This window comes from Agrobacterium sp. NPDC089420 (assembly GCF_044900305.1).
Taxonomy (GTDB): Bacteria; Pseudomonadota; Alphaproteobacteria; order Rhizobiales; family Rhizobiaceae; genus Agrobacterium.
On record NZ_JBJDMY010000001.1, the window covers coordinates 487,813 to 500,568 of the forward strand.

The 12,756-nt window shown below is 61.1% G+C and carries 14 protein-coding genes; 8 read left to right on the forward strand and 6 right to left on the reverse strand.

From position 1 onward, the window contains the following. The first annotated feature begins 7 nt into the window (after positions 1-7). From ACI2KA_RS02385 to ACI2KA_RS02395, 3 genes are all read left to right on the forward strand, one after another. Entirely contained in the window at positions 8-721 is a 714-nt protein-coding gene (locus ACI2KA_RS02385) for a substrate-binding periplasmic protein (RefSeq protein ID WP_404498849.1), read from the forward strand. A gap of 133 nt (positions 722-854) precedes the next feature. After that, positions 855-1,571 (forward strand): aminoacyl-tRNA hydrolase, encoded by a 717-nt coding sequence (gene pth / locus ACI2KA_RS02390; protein WP_404498851.1) that lies wholly within the window; start codon positions 855-857, stop codon positions 1,569-1,571. A 7-nt stretch (positions 1,572-1,578) separates the two neighbouring features. Continuing rightward, complete coding sequence (locus ACI2KA_RS02395) at positions 1,579-2,031, forward strand: GNAT family N-acetyltransferase (protein ID WP_404498853.1); 453 nt, start codon at positions 1,579-1,581, stop codon at positions 2,029-2,031. A gap of 192 nt (positions 2,032-2,223) precedes the next feature. On the opposite strand, the gene clpS is transcribed toward ACI2KA_RS02395, so the two are convergent. Next, entirely contained in the window at positions 2,224-2,535 is a 312-nt protein-coding gene (gene clpS / locus ACI2KA_RS02400) for an ATP-dependent Clp protease adapter ClpS (protein ID WP_404498939.1), read from the reverse strand. Between the two features lie 252 nt (positions 2,536-2,787). On the opposite strand from clpS, the gene ychF reads away from it, so the two are divergent. The 4 genes from ychF (at position 2,788) to ACI2KA_RS02420 (ending at position 5,843) form a co-directional block, all read left to right on the forward strand. Beyond that, positions 2,788-3,891 carry a redox-regulated ATPase YchF gene (ychF, locus tag ACI2KA_RS02405; protein WP_404498855.1) on the forward strand — a complete coding sequence of 368 codons (1,104 nt, stop codon included), beginning with the start codon at positions 2,788-2,790 and terminating at the stop codon, positions 3,889-3,891. Positions 3,892-4,206: 315 nt separating this feature from the next. Then, entirely contained in the window at positions 4,207-4,680 is a 474-nt protein-coding gene (locus ACI2KA_RS02410; protein WP_404498857.1) for a MaoC family dehydratase, read from the forward strand. Beyond that, a complete protein-coding gene (locus ACI2KA_RS02415) occupies positions 4,677-5,144 on the forward strand; it encodes a MaoC family dehydratase (protein ID WP_404498859.1) in 468 nt (155 codons plus the stop codon). The genes ACI2KA_RS02410 and ACI2KA_RS02415 overlap by 4 nt, the downstream gene beginning before the upstream one ends. Before the next feature lie 63 nt (positions 5,145-5,207). Beyond that, on the forward strand, positions 5,208-5,843 hold the full coding sequence (locus ACI2KA_RS02420; RefSeq protein WP_404498861.1) for a class I SAM-dependent methyltransferase: 636 nt from the start codon (positions 5,208-5,210) through the stop codon (positions 5,841-5,843). 15 nt (positions 5,844-5,858) lie between these two features. On the opposite strand, the gene ACI2KA_RS02425 is transcribed toward ACI2KA_RS02420, so the two are convergent. The 4 genes from ACI2KA_RS02425 to petA form a co-directional block, all read right to left on the reverse strand. Next, positions 5,859-6,401, reverse strand: coding sequence for an adenine phosphoribosyltransferase (locus tag ACI2KA_RS02425; protein ID WP_404498863.1), 543 nt, complete (start codon positions 6,399-6,401; stop codon positions 5,859-5,861). Positions 6,402-6,633: 232 nt separating this feature from the next. Then, entirely contained in the window at positions 6,634-7,518 is an 885-nt protein-coding gene (locus ACI2KA_RS02430; RefSeq protein ID WP_404498865.1) for a cytochrome c1, read from the reverse strand. 22 nt (positions 7,519-7,540) lie between these two features. Continuing rightward, positions 7,541-8,824 (reverse strand): cytochrome bc complex cytochrome b subunit, encoded by a 1,284-nt coding sequence (locus tag ACI2KA_RS02435; RefSeq protein WP_404498867.1) that lies wholly within the window; start codon positions 8,822-8,824, stop codon positions 7,541-7,543. A gap of 14 nt (positions 8,825-8,838) precedes the next feature. Then, the gene (gene petA, locus ACI2KA_RS02440) at positions 8,839-9,417 is read right to left on the reverse strand and encodes a ubiquinol-cytochrome c reductase iron-sulfur subunit (protein ID WP_404498869.1); all 579 of its coding nucleotides are present in this window, start codon (positions 9,415-9,417) and stop codon (positions 8,839-8,841) included. 310 nt (positions 9,418-9,727) lie between these two features. On the opposite strand from petA, the gene ACI2KA_RS02445 reads away from it, so the two are divergent. Next, a complete protein-coding gene (locus ACI2KA_RS02445; protein WP_404498871.1) occupies positions 9,728-10,660 on the forward strand; it encodes an endonuclease/exonuclease/phosphatase family protein in 933 nt (310 codons plus the stop codon). A gap of 75 nt (positions 10,661-10,735) precedes the next feature. On the opposite strand, the gene ACI2KA_RS02450 is transcribed toward ACI2KA_RS02445, so the two are convergent. After that, positions 10,736-12,649: a methyl-accepting chemotaxis protein gene (locus tag ACI2KA_RS02450; RefSeq protein ID WP_404498873.1), complete on the reverse strand. Its 1,914-nt coding sequence runs from the start codon at positions 12,647-12,649 to the stop codon at positions 10,736-10,738. Positions 12,650-12,756 lie beyond the last annotated feature (107 nt).

Sequence of the window (12,756 nt, forward strand, 5' to 3'; positions counted from 1 at the left end):
AGCAGCCATGGGATTGATCCGCCTTTGCCTGACCCTTCTTGCTCTCGCCACGCCGGCCAGCGCGGCCAAGCTTTTCCTGACCACCGAGGTCTATCCGCCCTACAATCTGCAGGCCGGCGACGGCAGCGTGCAGGGCGTCTATTTCGACCAGCTCAAGATCGTGCTCGAGGACACCGGCACCAGTTACGAGGTCGCCGTCATGCCCTGGGCGCGGGCCATCGCATTGGCCACAACCCAGGCCATGCATTGCGTTTTCGCCACGGCAAGAACGCCCGAGCGGGAAGAACTCTTCAAATGGGTCTCACCGATCCATGTCGACCGCAACATCCTCGTGGCGCGCCGCGAGGCCAATATCAATCTCTCCAGCCTCGACGAAGCCCGAAAATACCGGGTGGGAACCCAGCGTGGCGACTATACCGAGGCGCTTCTGGAGAAGCTCGGTTTTTCGCAGGTGGATGTCGGCGCGGATTTCGCGATTACGCTCCACAAGCTGAAAGCCGGCCGCATCGACCTGATGCCCATGTCGGAAAGCACCTTCAGGGCGCTGCCGGCAGACACGTTCAAGGAGGTCATAACGCTGACACGGCAACAGCTGGGCCTCGCCTGCAACAGGAGCGTTCCCGATGCTCTCATCGCGAAGTTACAGGCCCGGCTGGACAGGCTGATTGCCGATGGAACGCAGCAGCGGATATTCGACCGCTACAATCTCGTCAGCCCCTGAGCGGCGGCGCGACATCCGCAAAAATCGACAGGAGCCGGCGCTGCGTCAAAAGCCAGTTCCATAAAAAGATTGACAGGCGGTCCATTTCGGGGTGGTGACAGTCGCATCAACCGGCAAAACGCGGACATGCTCCATGAAGATCATCGCAGGACTTGGCAATCCCGGCGCACAATATGCGGGAAACCGTCACAATATCGGCTTCATGGCCGTCGATGCGCTGCAGCGCCTGCCTTCCTTTTCGCCCTGGTCGAAGAAGTTCAGGGCGGAGATTTCCGAAGGCGAAATCGGCGGCGAAAAGGTTCTGCTGATGAAGCCGCTGACCTATATGAACCTTTCCGGCGACTCCGTCGGCGAGGCGATGCGTTTCTTCAAGCTTGCGCCCGCCGATATCATCGCCATCCATGACGAACTGGATCTGCCGGCCGGCCGCGCCCGCATCAAGACCGGCGGCGGCCATGGCGGCCATAACGGCCTGAAGTCCCTCGATGCCCATTGCGGCAGGGAGTATCGCCGTCTGCGCCTCGGCATCGGCCATCCCGGTGACAAGGAGCGGGTGCACGGCCACGTGCTCGGCGACTTCGCCAAGGCCGACCGGGTCTGGCTCGATCCGCTTCTCGACGCCATTGCCGACAATGCCGCCATGCTGGTGAAATCAGAGGATTCGCAGCTGATGAACAAGCTGGCGCTTGCGACGGGCAGCAAGCCCGAGGCCGAGAAGCCGGCCAAGGCAGCCAAACCCGCCGCACAATCCCACATTCATCAGGCACGCAACAGCGCCCAGCCCAAAAAGCTGCCGGAAACCGGCCCGATGGCCGAAATGCTGAAGCGCATGTTCGGCAAGAAGGACTAGGCCGCGAATGACTTCGCAGACCATCGTCCTGCGCGAGGCGGGAGCCGGCGATCTGCCCGATTTGCTCGCACTCTACCAAACACTCAATCCGTCCGATCCTGTATTGACGGCGCAAGAGGCAAGCGCGGCCTTCGCCGCCGTGCTCTCCCAGCCGGGCCTGACCGTGTTTGTGGCAACCGATAACGGAAAAGCCGTCGCGACCGCCACGCTTCTGATTGCTCCGAACCTGACCCGCGCCGCCCGCCCCTATGCCTTCATTGAAAACGTGGTGACACTGGAGGCCCGTCAGGGTCGAGGATACGGCCGCGCGGTCGTTCGCCACGCCGTTGAGGTCGCCTTCGCCGCGAACTGTTACAAGGTGATGCTGCTGACCGGCCGAGAACGCCCGGAAGTTCATGCCTTCTACGAAAGCTGCGGTTTTGTTCAGAACAAGACCGGTTTCCAGATCCGGCAAGACTAGGGAGCAAAGCGACCCTTCATCCCTGTGCTTGTCACAGGGATCCAGCCGACGCGCGTCTGCGCGGCGAGAAGAGTCCTTTCAGTCCAAGAACTTGGACTGGCTGGATTCCTGTGACAAGCACAGGAATGAGGGTCGAACTCCGCACCATGACCAGACGGCATCCCGCTCGGCACCCGTTACACTGCATAACGCTCACTCTTCCGGCTCGGTCGTAAACATCAGCGGAAATCCCGCCTCCTTGCCGAGATCGGTCGCCTCCTTGGCCTTGGTCTCGGCGATATCGCGTTCGCAGACGACCACAACGGCGCTGCCGAAGCGATGTGCCGTCATCATCACCCGGTGGCCGGTTTCCTCTGCCATTCGGAAGACGGCCTTCAGCACCACGGTGACGAAGTCGCGCGGCGTATAATCATCGTTCAGCAGAATGACCTTGTAGAGCTTCGGCCGCTCCAGCTTCGGTCTCACTCTCGGTTTGGGCTTGAGATCGACAGGGCTGTCACTCATCATCGTCGCTCGTGCCTGTCGTTCATCGTGGTTGTTCATGGAAAACCCCGTTGATGACGAAAGATCGGTGGCCCGACCCGCCTATATTGCGCCGCAACCACGCCATCGACAAGCCCGGCACGGTGCCGGCGCGAAATTCCACGCCATTCACCGGGCTTTGCCCGCCCAAATCGGCCCGCGGGCTTGACCTTGCCCTGCCGTTTCCGCAAAAGGCTCCTCAACGAATTCTTTCAAACGGACAGGTTTTAAGCCATGGGCTTCAAATGCGGTATCGTTGGATTGCCGAATGTCGGCAAGTCCACCCTCTTTAACGCGCTGACAAAAACGGCCGCCGCACAGGCCGCCAACTATCCCTTCTGCACCATCGAGCCGAACACCGGCGAAGTCGCGGTTCCGGATGCGCGCATGAAAATCCTCGCCGACATTGCCGGCTCGAAGGAAATCATCCCCACCCGCATCTCCTTCGTCGACATTGCCGGCCTGGTGCGCGGCGCCTCGAAGGGCGAAGGCCTCGGCAACCAGTTCCTCGCCAATATTCGCGAAGTCGACGCCGTGGTGCACGTTCTGCGCTGCTTCGAGGATGACGACATCACCCACGTCGAAGGCCGCATCAACCCCGTCGCCGATGCCGAAACCATCGAGACCGAGCTGATGCTCGCAGACCTCGAAAGCCTGGAGCGCCGCACGGAACAGACCCGCAAGCGCGCCACCGGCAAGGACAAGGAATCGCTGGCGCAGCTGCCGCTGATGGAAGCCTCGCTGAAGCTTCTCAACGACGGCAAGCCGGTCCGCACCCTGCTCTCCACGCTCGATGCCGAAGAGATGCGCATCCTTCAGGGTCTTAACCTCCTCACCGCACATCCGGTCCTTTATGTCTGCAACGTCGCCGAAGGCGACGCCGTCGACGGCAACGAACACACGAGGGCGGTCGCCGAGATGGCCAAGGCCCAGGGTGCTGAAACCGTCATCATCTCCGCAGCGATCGAATCCGAAGTCGCGCAGCTTCCCGATGAAGAGGCGAAGGAATTTCTCTCCGCCCTCGGTCTTGAGGAGGCGGGTCTCGACCGGCTGATCCGCGCCGGCTACAAGCTGCTCGACCTCATCACCTATTTTACCGTCGGCCCGAAGGAATGCCGCGCCTGGACCATCGAGCGCGGCACCAAGGCCCCGCAGGCCGCCGGCGTCATCCATTCGGATTTCGAACGCGGCTTCATCCGCGCCAACACCATCGCCTATAACGACTATGTCGCCTTCAAGGGCGAAGTCGGCGCCAAGGAAGCCGGCAAGGCCCGCGACGAAGGCAAGGAATATGTGGTTCAGGACGGCGACGTCATCCACTTCCGCTTCAATACCTGATGTCCTCCGGAGCGCGCCTGGGGAAGATCGCTTCCCTTGAGGCGCCAGGGCGCCGTCATTGCCGCTTTTTCCTTCTCCTCAAGGGGGGAGAAGATGGCGCGAGAGGTCGGGATGAGGCAGCGCGCTCTGCGAATATCGCGCCCGCCGCCTACTCATCCCGCTGCCGCCACCTCCTCTTTCTCGGGGAGAAGGCGATAGCCGCACCCGCGCGTTTCGCAGCATTCCCATTCCATGGCGCATCTTCAATTTGACCTTTACGTAAAAGGAAAAATCCTCTTAGATGCGCAAACACTGACTGTGCGAAGGGAGGATACCATGACGCCGGTCGCGACCTATGCCTATGAGGATTTTTCCGTCGGGCAGGAATTTCCCCTTGGACCGCAATCGATTTCCGCAGAGCAGATCGTTGCTTTTGCCAGTGAATTCGACCCGCAACCGATGCACCTTTCCGAAGAAGCAGGCCGCCAGAGCATACTTGGCGGGCTGGCGGCATCCGGCTGGCACACCTGCAGCCTGCTGATGCGGATGATGGCAGACAGCTACATCGCCAATTCGACCTCGCAGGGCAGCCCCGGCATCGATTACGTCGACTGGAAGAAACCGGTTCTGGCCGGAGACACGCTTTCGGGCAAATCCATCGTCCTGGAGCAGCGCCCTTCCGCGTCGCGCCCCGGCATCGGCCTCGTGAAATTCCGCCACGAGCTTCACAACCAGCGCGGCCTGCTGGTCGCGCAGGGCGAAAACACCGTGATGTTCCTGATGCGGACGAATGGAGGCCTCGCGGCATGAGACTGGCGGAACTCTCACCGATCGGCGAACGCGTCACCCTCGACACGCTGCATTTTTCCGCCGAGGACATCATCCGTTTCGCCCGCGACTTCGATCCTCAGCCCTTTCATCTCGATGCCGAAGCCGCGAAGAACAGTGTTTTTGGCGGCCTCTGCGCCTCTGGCTGGCACACCGGCGCAGGCTGGATGAAGTGTTTCCTGTCCCATTGGGCAAAGGAGGTCAAAAGGCTGAAACAGCAAGGCCTCGAACCACCGCGGCTTGGCCCCTCCCCGGGTTTTCGCGAACTCAAATGGAAGAAGCCGGTTTTCGCTGGCGACGACGTGACCTACTTCGTCACGCTGCTCGATGCCCGCCCGCTGGAATCCCGCGCCGGCGTCTGGCTCAACACCACCTTCAACGAAGGTGTAAACCAGTCGGGCGAAACCGTGCTGACGTTCCAGAGCGGGGTTCTGGAATTCGAATAGGCGCTGGCCCATCTCAATCCGCGGCGATACCTTTTCCGGAAGAATCGCAGCGGGCAGATAAATATGAATGATATTCTAAAAGGTTATGCCAAAGCCGCGACGCCGGAGCTGATTTCCAGATTCGACGGACTGGACTGTGGAGAGATTTACGCACCCGTCATCGACCTGCTGCCGACGACACCGTCCCGGATCGCGGATATCGGCAGCGGCACCGGGCGCGACGCCGCCTGGTTTGCCGCGCGGGGGCATGATGTTCTCGCCGTCGAACCGGTTGGAGAGCTTCGTGAACCCGGCATGCGATTGCATCCATCGAACAGAATAACCTGGCTGGACGACACTTTGCCCGCACTGGCGAAGGCTCGCCGCCATGGCGTCTTCGATCTGGTTGCCCTGTGCGGCGTCTGGCACCACATCGATCACCGGGTGAGGCAAGCCGCGATGGCAAGCCTCTCAGCGATGACGGCGCCGGGCGGATTGCTGATCATGTCGCTGCGTCACGGCCCGGCGCCGAAGGGCCGTCGCGCCTTTGCCATTTCCCCGGCGGAAACCATGGACGAGGCCGTCCATCTCGGCTTCACGCTCATCAGACAGGCGGAGGTCGACTCCATTCAGCCGGAAAACCGCGCTCTGGGTGTTCACTGGACATGGATCGCCTTGCGAAGGACCAGCCAAAAACGCAGGCTGCCGCAGCAGCGCTGAACCGTTCCTTCGGCCTCAGTGGCCTGAAAATTCCACCAGCGTCCGCACCTCGACGCCAAGATCCTCCAGCTTCTTGCGGCCGCCGAGATCGGGCAGATCAATGACGAAGCAGGCGGAGACGATCTCCGCACCCATCTGCCGCAAAAGCTTGACCGCGCCTTCGGCAGTGCCGCCGGTCGCGATCAGATCGTCGACCAGAATGACCTTCTCGCCCGGCTGCACGGCGTCCACATGCATTTCCATCTCATCGACGCCATATTCCAGGCTGTAGGCGACCCGTACCGTCGTGTGCGGCAGCTTGCCCTTCTTGCGGATCGGCACGAAACCGGCCGAAAGCTGATGCGCCACCGCCCCGCCCAGAATGAAGCCGCGCGCCTCCATGCCGGCGATCTTGTCGATCTTCGTTCCCGCATAGGGCTGCACAAGCTCGTCCACCGCCCGGCGGAAAGCCCGCGGATTGCCGAGCAGCGTCGTAATATCCCGAAAGATGATGCCCGGCTTCGGATAGTCGGGAATGGAACGGATGGCAGCGGCAAGCTCCGAAGCGATAACGGTCATGGTATTTCCATAGATGGGATGGATCAGAAGGTTCGGGCCACCCTATCAACTTGCCGGCTGCGGACCAACTAAAAAGGACCGGCGCAGACAACGGCCTTCGTCTGTCGGCACGGAACCAAGCGACCCGGGGCGCACGAGCCGTGATGAGGGCAGCAGCCCTCGTCAGGCCGGCCATGAAAAAGCCCCCACGGAAGACCGTGGGGGCCGGTGACGTCAGCCAGTTGAAACAGGCTCAATGTTCCTTGTTGGCGTAGACCGATTTCTTGGTGAGATAGATCAGCGCCGTGAAGATGAACAGGAAAACCATGACCATGAAGCCGGTGCGCTTGCGCTGTTCCAGATGCGGTTCCGCCGCCCACATCAGGAAAGCGGAGACATCCTTGGAATATTGGTCCACCGTCTGCGGCGCGCCGTCGTCATAGGTCACCTGATCGGCGCTGATCGGCGGCGCCATCTTCAGCGACGCTGCGCTGACGAAATACGGGTTGAAATGCGTGCCTTCCGCAACTTCGACGCCGGCCGGCGGGTCCTGATATCCGGTCAGCAGCGCATGGATATAATCCGGGCCGCCTTCCTGATAACCGCCGACGATCGGGATCATGTCGATGATGAATTGCGGGAAGCCGCGCTCCACGCCGCGCGCCTTGGCAAGCAGCGACATGTCGGGCGGCGCGGCCCCGCCATTGGCGGCGGCCGCCGCCTCATGGTTCGGGAACGGCGAGGGGAAATGGTCGGAAGGCACGGCCTTGCGATTATACATTTCGCCATCGGCATTCGGTCCGTCCTGCACCTCATATTCGGCGGCGAAAGCCTTCACCTGGTCTTCCGAATAGCCGAGATCCCCCAGCGTGCGGAACGAAACGAGGCTCATCGAATGGCAGGCGGAGCAGACTTCCTTATAGACCTTGAGACCGCGTTGCAGCTGACCCTTGTCGTATTTGCCGAAAGGTCCGGCAAAGGACCAGCTCTGTTCCTCGGGCTTGATGACCGGGAAGTGGCCGCCGGCAATTGCATGTTCGGTCTTCGAGGCAAGGTCATGGCTCTCCTCGGCCGCAAAGGCGGCGGAGGAACAGCCGATGGCGGCGATAAGCGCGATGCTCGTGAGAAGCGTCTTCATTGTCGTCATCCTTCCTTCGCGCTCAGATCTGGGCGGCCGCTGGCGCGGCACCCTTCTTGGCGGCGTTCTTTTCGAGAACGGCCTCGGTAATCGAATTCGGAATACGCCGCGGCGTTTCGACCAGACCGAGGATCGGCATGATGACGAGGAAGAAGCCGAAATAATAGAGCGTTCCGAGCTGCGACATGACGACATAGACGCCTTCCGCAGGACGTGAACCCAGCCAGCCGAGCAGGATGGCGTTGACCACGAACAGCCAGAAGAACATCTTGTACCAGGGACGATAGACGGCGGAGCGAACCTTCGACGTATCGAGCCAGGGCAGGAAGAACAGCACGATGATCGCGCCGAACATCACGAGAACGCCACCGAGCTTGGAATCGATCGGCCCGATATTGAAGGTGATGGCGCGCAGCATCGCGTAGAACGGCAGATAATACCATTCCGGCACGATATGCGCCGGCGTCTTCAGCGGATCCGCCATGATGTAGTTATCAGGGTGGCCGAGGAAGTTCGGCATGTAGAAGATGAACCAGGCATAGGCGATGAGGAACACCGAAACGCCGAGCGCATCCTTCAGCGTCGCATAGGGCGTGAAGGGAACCGTATCGGTCTTGCTCTTCACTTCCACGCCGGTCGGATTGGTCTGGCCGGTCACATGCAGCGCCCAGATGTGCAGGATGACGACACCCGCAATCATGAACGGCAGCAGATAGTGGAGCGCGAAGAAGCGGTTGAGCGTCGGATTGTCCACCGCAAAGCCGCCGAGCAGGAACTGCTGGATCCATTCACCCACGAGCGGGAAAGCCGTGAAGAAGCCGGTGATGACGGTCGCACCCCAGAAGGACATCTGGCCCCAGGGAAGCACGTAGCCCATGAAGCCCGTCGCCATCATCAGCAGGTAGATCACGCAGCCGAGAATCCAGAGGATTTCGCGCGGCGCCTTGTAGGAGCCGTAATAAAGGCCGCGGGCAATGTGCAGATAGACCGCGATGAAGAAGAACGACGCACCGTTGGCATGCATGTAGCGCAGCAGCCAGCCATGGTTGACGTCACGCATGATCTTTTCGACGGAATTGAAGGCAACCGTCGTCTCCGCGGCATAATGCATGGCAAGCACGACGCCGGTGAGGATCTGCACGATCAGCATGACGGAAAGCATCGCGCCGAACGTATAGGCGTAGTTCAGGTTACGCGGGACAGGGTAGGCAACGAAGCTGTCATAGATCAAGCGCGGCAAGGGAAGCCGCGAATCGATCCACCTTTCGATGCCGGTGGACGGCTGATAACTGGAATGACCACTCATGAATATCTGTCCCCTTATCCGATCTTGATCACGGTATCGGATGTGAATGCAAATGTCGGGATGGCGAGGTTTTCCGGCGCCGGACCCTTACGTATGCGGCCCGCCGTATCGTAGTGCGAGCCATGGCAGGGACAGAACCATCCGCCGAAATCGCCGGCCTGGCCGAGCGGAACGCAACCGAGATGGGTGCAGGAGCCGATCATGACGATCCAGTTTTCCTTGCCCTGGCCGGCGGAACGGTCGATGTCCGTCGCCTGCGCATCGGCAGCGATGTTGGCATTGCGCGCCACCGGATCCTTGAGATCGCCAAGGGCGACGGCCTTGGCTTCATCGATTTCCTTTTCCGTGCGGTTGCGGATGAAGATCGGCTTGCCGCGCCACTTCACCGTCAGCGACATGCCCGGCTCGACCGCCGCCACATCCACCTCGATGGAGGCGAGCGCCAGCGTCGATGCATCGGGGCGCATCTGGTCGATGAAAGGCCATGCGACTGCAGCGGCGCCAACGACGCCCGTCATTCCGGTTACTAGATATAGAAAATCGCGACGGGTCGGTTCACCCGAGGCGTCGTGATTGGTTACGTGCTCGCTCACCGCTACACCATCCTCTGCGCTGTTTTTGCCGTAAATCGCATGAGTCCTCCCGCTATGATTTGATCCAAGACAAACTCCGTCCCACCGTCCTGGTCATTCTCGCGGCATTAGAGAAACCGCGTCATTGTGTTTGATCGCAAAATATTGACTGACTTGGCAAGAGCAAAGCACACAAAGCTGCCGTAATTCTGCCTGAAGGGCCGGATTTGTTTCTCATTTTTTCCCTGCCCTTGGCAGGCGGGCAACATTGTGCACACCCCTGCGCCATGTTAGGAGACGCGCAGGGAGAGCTTGGAAAGCAGGGATTCGGATGACGGCGAAGCTCGCTTGCATGGTCTCCACGGCGGTGGCTGCCGTTCTTTTTCTCGCAAGCCTGCGTTATGTGACGGATTTCTGGCTTCTCGCCTTCGTCACCAGTTTCCAGCTCCACGTCGCCATTGCCTGTATCCTGCTGTCGGGCCTCGTCTTTTGGCTGACGCGCGATGCGGTCGCCGCCCTGCTTCTGGTCTGGTCGCTCGCGCTCGCCGTCCATGCCGTCGTCATGCTCCTGGAATTCTCCACCGCCGCAACCGCAGCGCCCGATGCCCGGCCTTTCCGGCTCCTGTCCTTCAACGTGCTGATGGACAATGCCGCCAATGCGGATGCGATTGCCGACACCATTCTCGATTCGGGCGCGGATGCGGTCTATCTGTTCGAAGCGGCGGCGCTGCAATCGGCTCTGCCGCGTCTGCAGCAAACCTATCCCTACAGGCTCGGCTGTTTTGCCGGAACGCCGGGATGCGACCTGTTGATCCTGTCGAAGCGGCCATTGCTGGAAGGCCGTTTCCACAGTCTCAGCGATCTGCGCCGGGACCGCTTCGCAATCGCCGGCATCGATCTCGACGGCACGGAGCTGACGCTTGCCGCCGGGCACATCACCAAACCCTATTTCGACGATTATCACCGCGACGAGCTGGATGAAGTCAGCGAAATTCTCTTTCGTGTCACCGGGCCGCTCATTCTGGCCGGAGACTTCAATTCGGCGAGCATCGCCCCCGACATGCGGGCGTTCCTCGCCGCCAACGACCTGAGGAAAGCGGCCTTCGAACCGGCCACATGGCCGACGGAGGCCGGCCGCTTCGGCATTGCCATCGACCACGTCTTCGCCCGCGCACCGGCGATCCTGACGAAGACGGCGCGCCTGCCCGAAAGCCTCGGCTCCAACCATTACGGGCTGATCTCGGATTTCATGATCGGCCGGTAACGGCAGACGCAAACCATGAGAAAACGGCGGCCCGAAAGCCGCCATTATCCTGTTCACGAGCGCACCGGGTGCGGTTTAGAACTCTGCCCAGTCCTGCGCCGATGCCGCCTGCCGCCCGCCCCCGAAGGCGGCGGCGATCTTGTGTCCCATCGCGCGTGCCGGCGAAGGCTGAGGAACGGAGGTCGGAGCGGCGACAAGGACAGTCTCCGCCGCCTCCCGCAGCCTGAACTGCGCCAGAAGCGCATTGAGGGCGCTTGCCTGTGACGCGAGGCTGCCGCTCGCCGCCGTCGTCTGTTCCACCATGGCCGCGTTTTTCTGGGTCCCCTGGTCCATCAGGTTCACGGCGGAACTGATTTCCGAAAGGCCGGTCGACTGTTCGCGCGTGGAGACGACGATGGATGCCACGTGGCGGTTGATCTCACGCACCTCCTCGACGATTCCCGCCAGCGCCTCGCCGGTCTTGCCGACCAGCGTAACACCCTCGCGCACCTGCTCGCCGGAGCGGTTGATGAGAACCTTGATCTCCTTGGCGGCGTTGGCGGAACGCTGCGCCAGCTCGCGCACCTCCTGCGCCACCACGGCAAAACCCTTGCCGGCATCACCCGCCCGCGCCGCCTCAACCCCGGCATTCAGGGCCAGAAGGTTGGTCTGAAAGGCGATCTCATCGATGACACTGATGATATTGCTGATCTCATTGGCGGATTTTTCGATGTCCTGCACCGCCAGAACCGTGCGGGTGACGATCTGGCCGGACATTTCCGCACTTTCACGTGCCCGTTCCACGATCTGGCCGGCCTCGGCGGCGCGATGGGCCGAATCCTTCACCGCCGTCGTCACCTCTTCAAGCGCCGCGGCGGTCTCCTCGACCGAAGCGGCCTGCTGCTCGGTGCGGCGGGAAAGATCGCCCGCCGCCGCCAGGATTTCACCGGCGCCGGCATCGATGACCCGGGCGTTTTCACCCACCGAACGCAACGCCGCCTGCAGCGTCGCGACGGATTCGTTGAAATCGCCGCGCAAACCGTCAAGCCGCTCGGCAAAGGCGATTTCCAGACGGCAGGTCATGTCGCCCTGCGACAGTTTCTTCAGTCCGGCACCAAGGTTTTCAACCGCAAAACGGACCTCTTCCGCCTCGCGCGCCTTCTGTGCCTCGTGCTCCAGACGCTCACGCTCGCTCAGGCTGCGATTGGCCTCGGTTTCCCGCTCCAGACGCTCACGCTCGACGGCATTGTCGCGGAACACGGCAACGGCGGCCGCCATTTCGCCGATCTCGTCCTTGCGGCCGGAATGCGGAATGGAACTGACCGTGTCGCCTGCCGCCAGTCCGTTCATGGCGCGGGTGATGTCGTTGATCGGGCGCGAGATACGCAGGAAACTGAAGAGCGCGGCGACCAGCGCGACCGCGGCGGCGACCAGCATTGCGCCAAGCGACATGAAGAAGGCGAATTGTCCGGCCGCTTCCGCCGCCTGCTGATCCGCCAGACCACGTTGACGATTATCCTCGATCATCTCTTTCATCAGCGCGCCGGCGGCATTGCCCACCGGCGTCATGCTGGCGACCTGCGCCCGCGCGGCATCGATATCGCCGGTGACAACGATTTTTTTCAGCTCCGCCCCCATGGTCTCATAATTTGCGACCATGACATTCAGGCGCTGGAATTTTTCGATGATGGAGGGGATCTTCAATTCGGCGGCATAGGCGTCAAACGCCTGCATGCGCTCTTCCTGCGCCTTCAATATGCGCTGGAACAGGGCGTTCCGCGCTTCCGGAGTGGCGGAAGTCATGACAGCCAGATAATTGCGGCGAATATCGTTGAGCCTGTCGCCAAGATCGGCAATAGCCAATGACCGCTCCATGCGCAGAACGATATTGCTGGCCTGCCGATCCATCTCCGCAACGGATCGCATGCTTGCGATCCCCTGGGCGATGGAAAAAAGAACGGTGACGCCGAACAATGCCGGCAGAAGAATACGAATTCTGAAAATATGCATTGTTTTCCATCCACAAAAATGAGCGCGTTCCTCCCGCGGCCATTTTTGTGGCATGCACCGATAAACAAGAGCTTACCGCCACATTATAAATTTTAGGTTGAATAAAA

What these genes read in the sequence shown, in the direction of transcription:
- pth (WP_404498851.1), top strand. Translation starts at nt 855, where the DNA reads ATGAAGATCATCGCAGGACTTGGCAATCCCGGCGCACAATATGCGGGA.
- ychF (WP_404498855.1), top strand. Translation starts at nt 2,788, where the DNA reads ATGGGCTTCAAATGCGGTATCGTTGGATTGCCGAATGTCGGCAAGTCC.
- ACI2KA_RS02425 (WP_404498863.1), bottom strand. Translation starts at nt 6,401, where the DNA reads ATGACCGTTATCGCTTCGGAGCTTGCCGCTGCCATCCGTTCCATTCCC.
- ACI2KA_RS02445 (WP_404498871.1), top strand. Translation starts at nt 9,728, where the DNA reads ATGACGGCGAAGCTCGCTTGCATGGTCTCCACGGCGGTGGCTGCCGTT.
- ACI2KA_RS02395 (WP_404498853.1), top strand. Translation starts at nt 1,579, where the DNA reads ATGACTTCGCAGACCATCGTCCTGCGCGAGGCGGGAGCCGGCGATCTG.
- ACI2KA_RS02385 (WP_404498849.1), top strand. Translation starts at nt 8, where the DNA reads ATGGGATTGATCCGCCTTTGCCTGACCCTTCTTGCTCTCGCCACGCCG.
- ACI2KA_RS02435 (WP_404498867.1), bottom strand. Translation starts at nt 8,824, where the DNA reads ATGAGTGGTCATTCCAGTTATCAGCCGTCCACCGGCATCGAAAGGTGG.
- ACI2KA_RS02430 (WP_404498865.1), bottom strand. Translation starts at nt 7,518, where the DNA reads ATGAAGACGCTTCTCACGAGCATCGCGCTTATCGCCGCCATCGGCTGT.
- ACI2KA_RS02410 (WP_404498857.1), top strand. Translation starts at nt 4,207, where the DNA reads ATGACGCCGGTCGCGACCTATGCCTATGAGGATTTTTCCGTCGGGCAG.
- ACI2KA_RS02420 (WP_404498861.1), top strand. Translation starts at nt 5,208, where the DNA reads ATGAATGATATTCTAAAAGGTTATGCCAAAGCCGCGACGCCGGAGCTG.
- ACI2KA_RS02415 (WP_404498859.1), top strand. Translation starts at nt 4,677, where the DNA reads ATGAGACTGGCGGAACTCTCACCGATCGGCGAACGCGTCACCCTCGAC.
- clpS (WP_404498939.1), bottom strand. Translation starts at nt 2,535, where the DNA reads ATGAGTGACAGCCCTGTCGATCTCAAGCCCAAACCGAGAGTGAGACCG.
- ACI2KA_RS02450 (WP_404498873.1), bottom strand. Translation starts at nt 12,649, where the DNA reads ATGCATATTTTCAGAATTCGTATTCTTCTGCCGGCATTGTTCGGCGTC.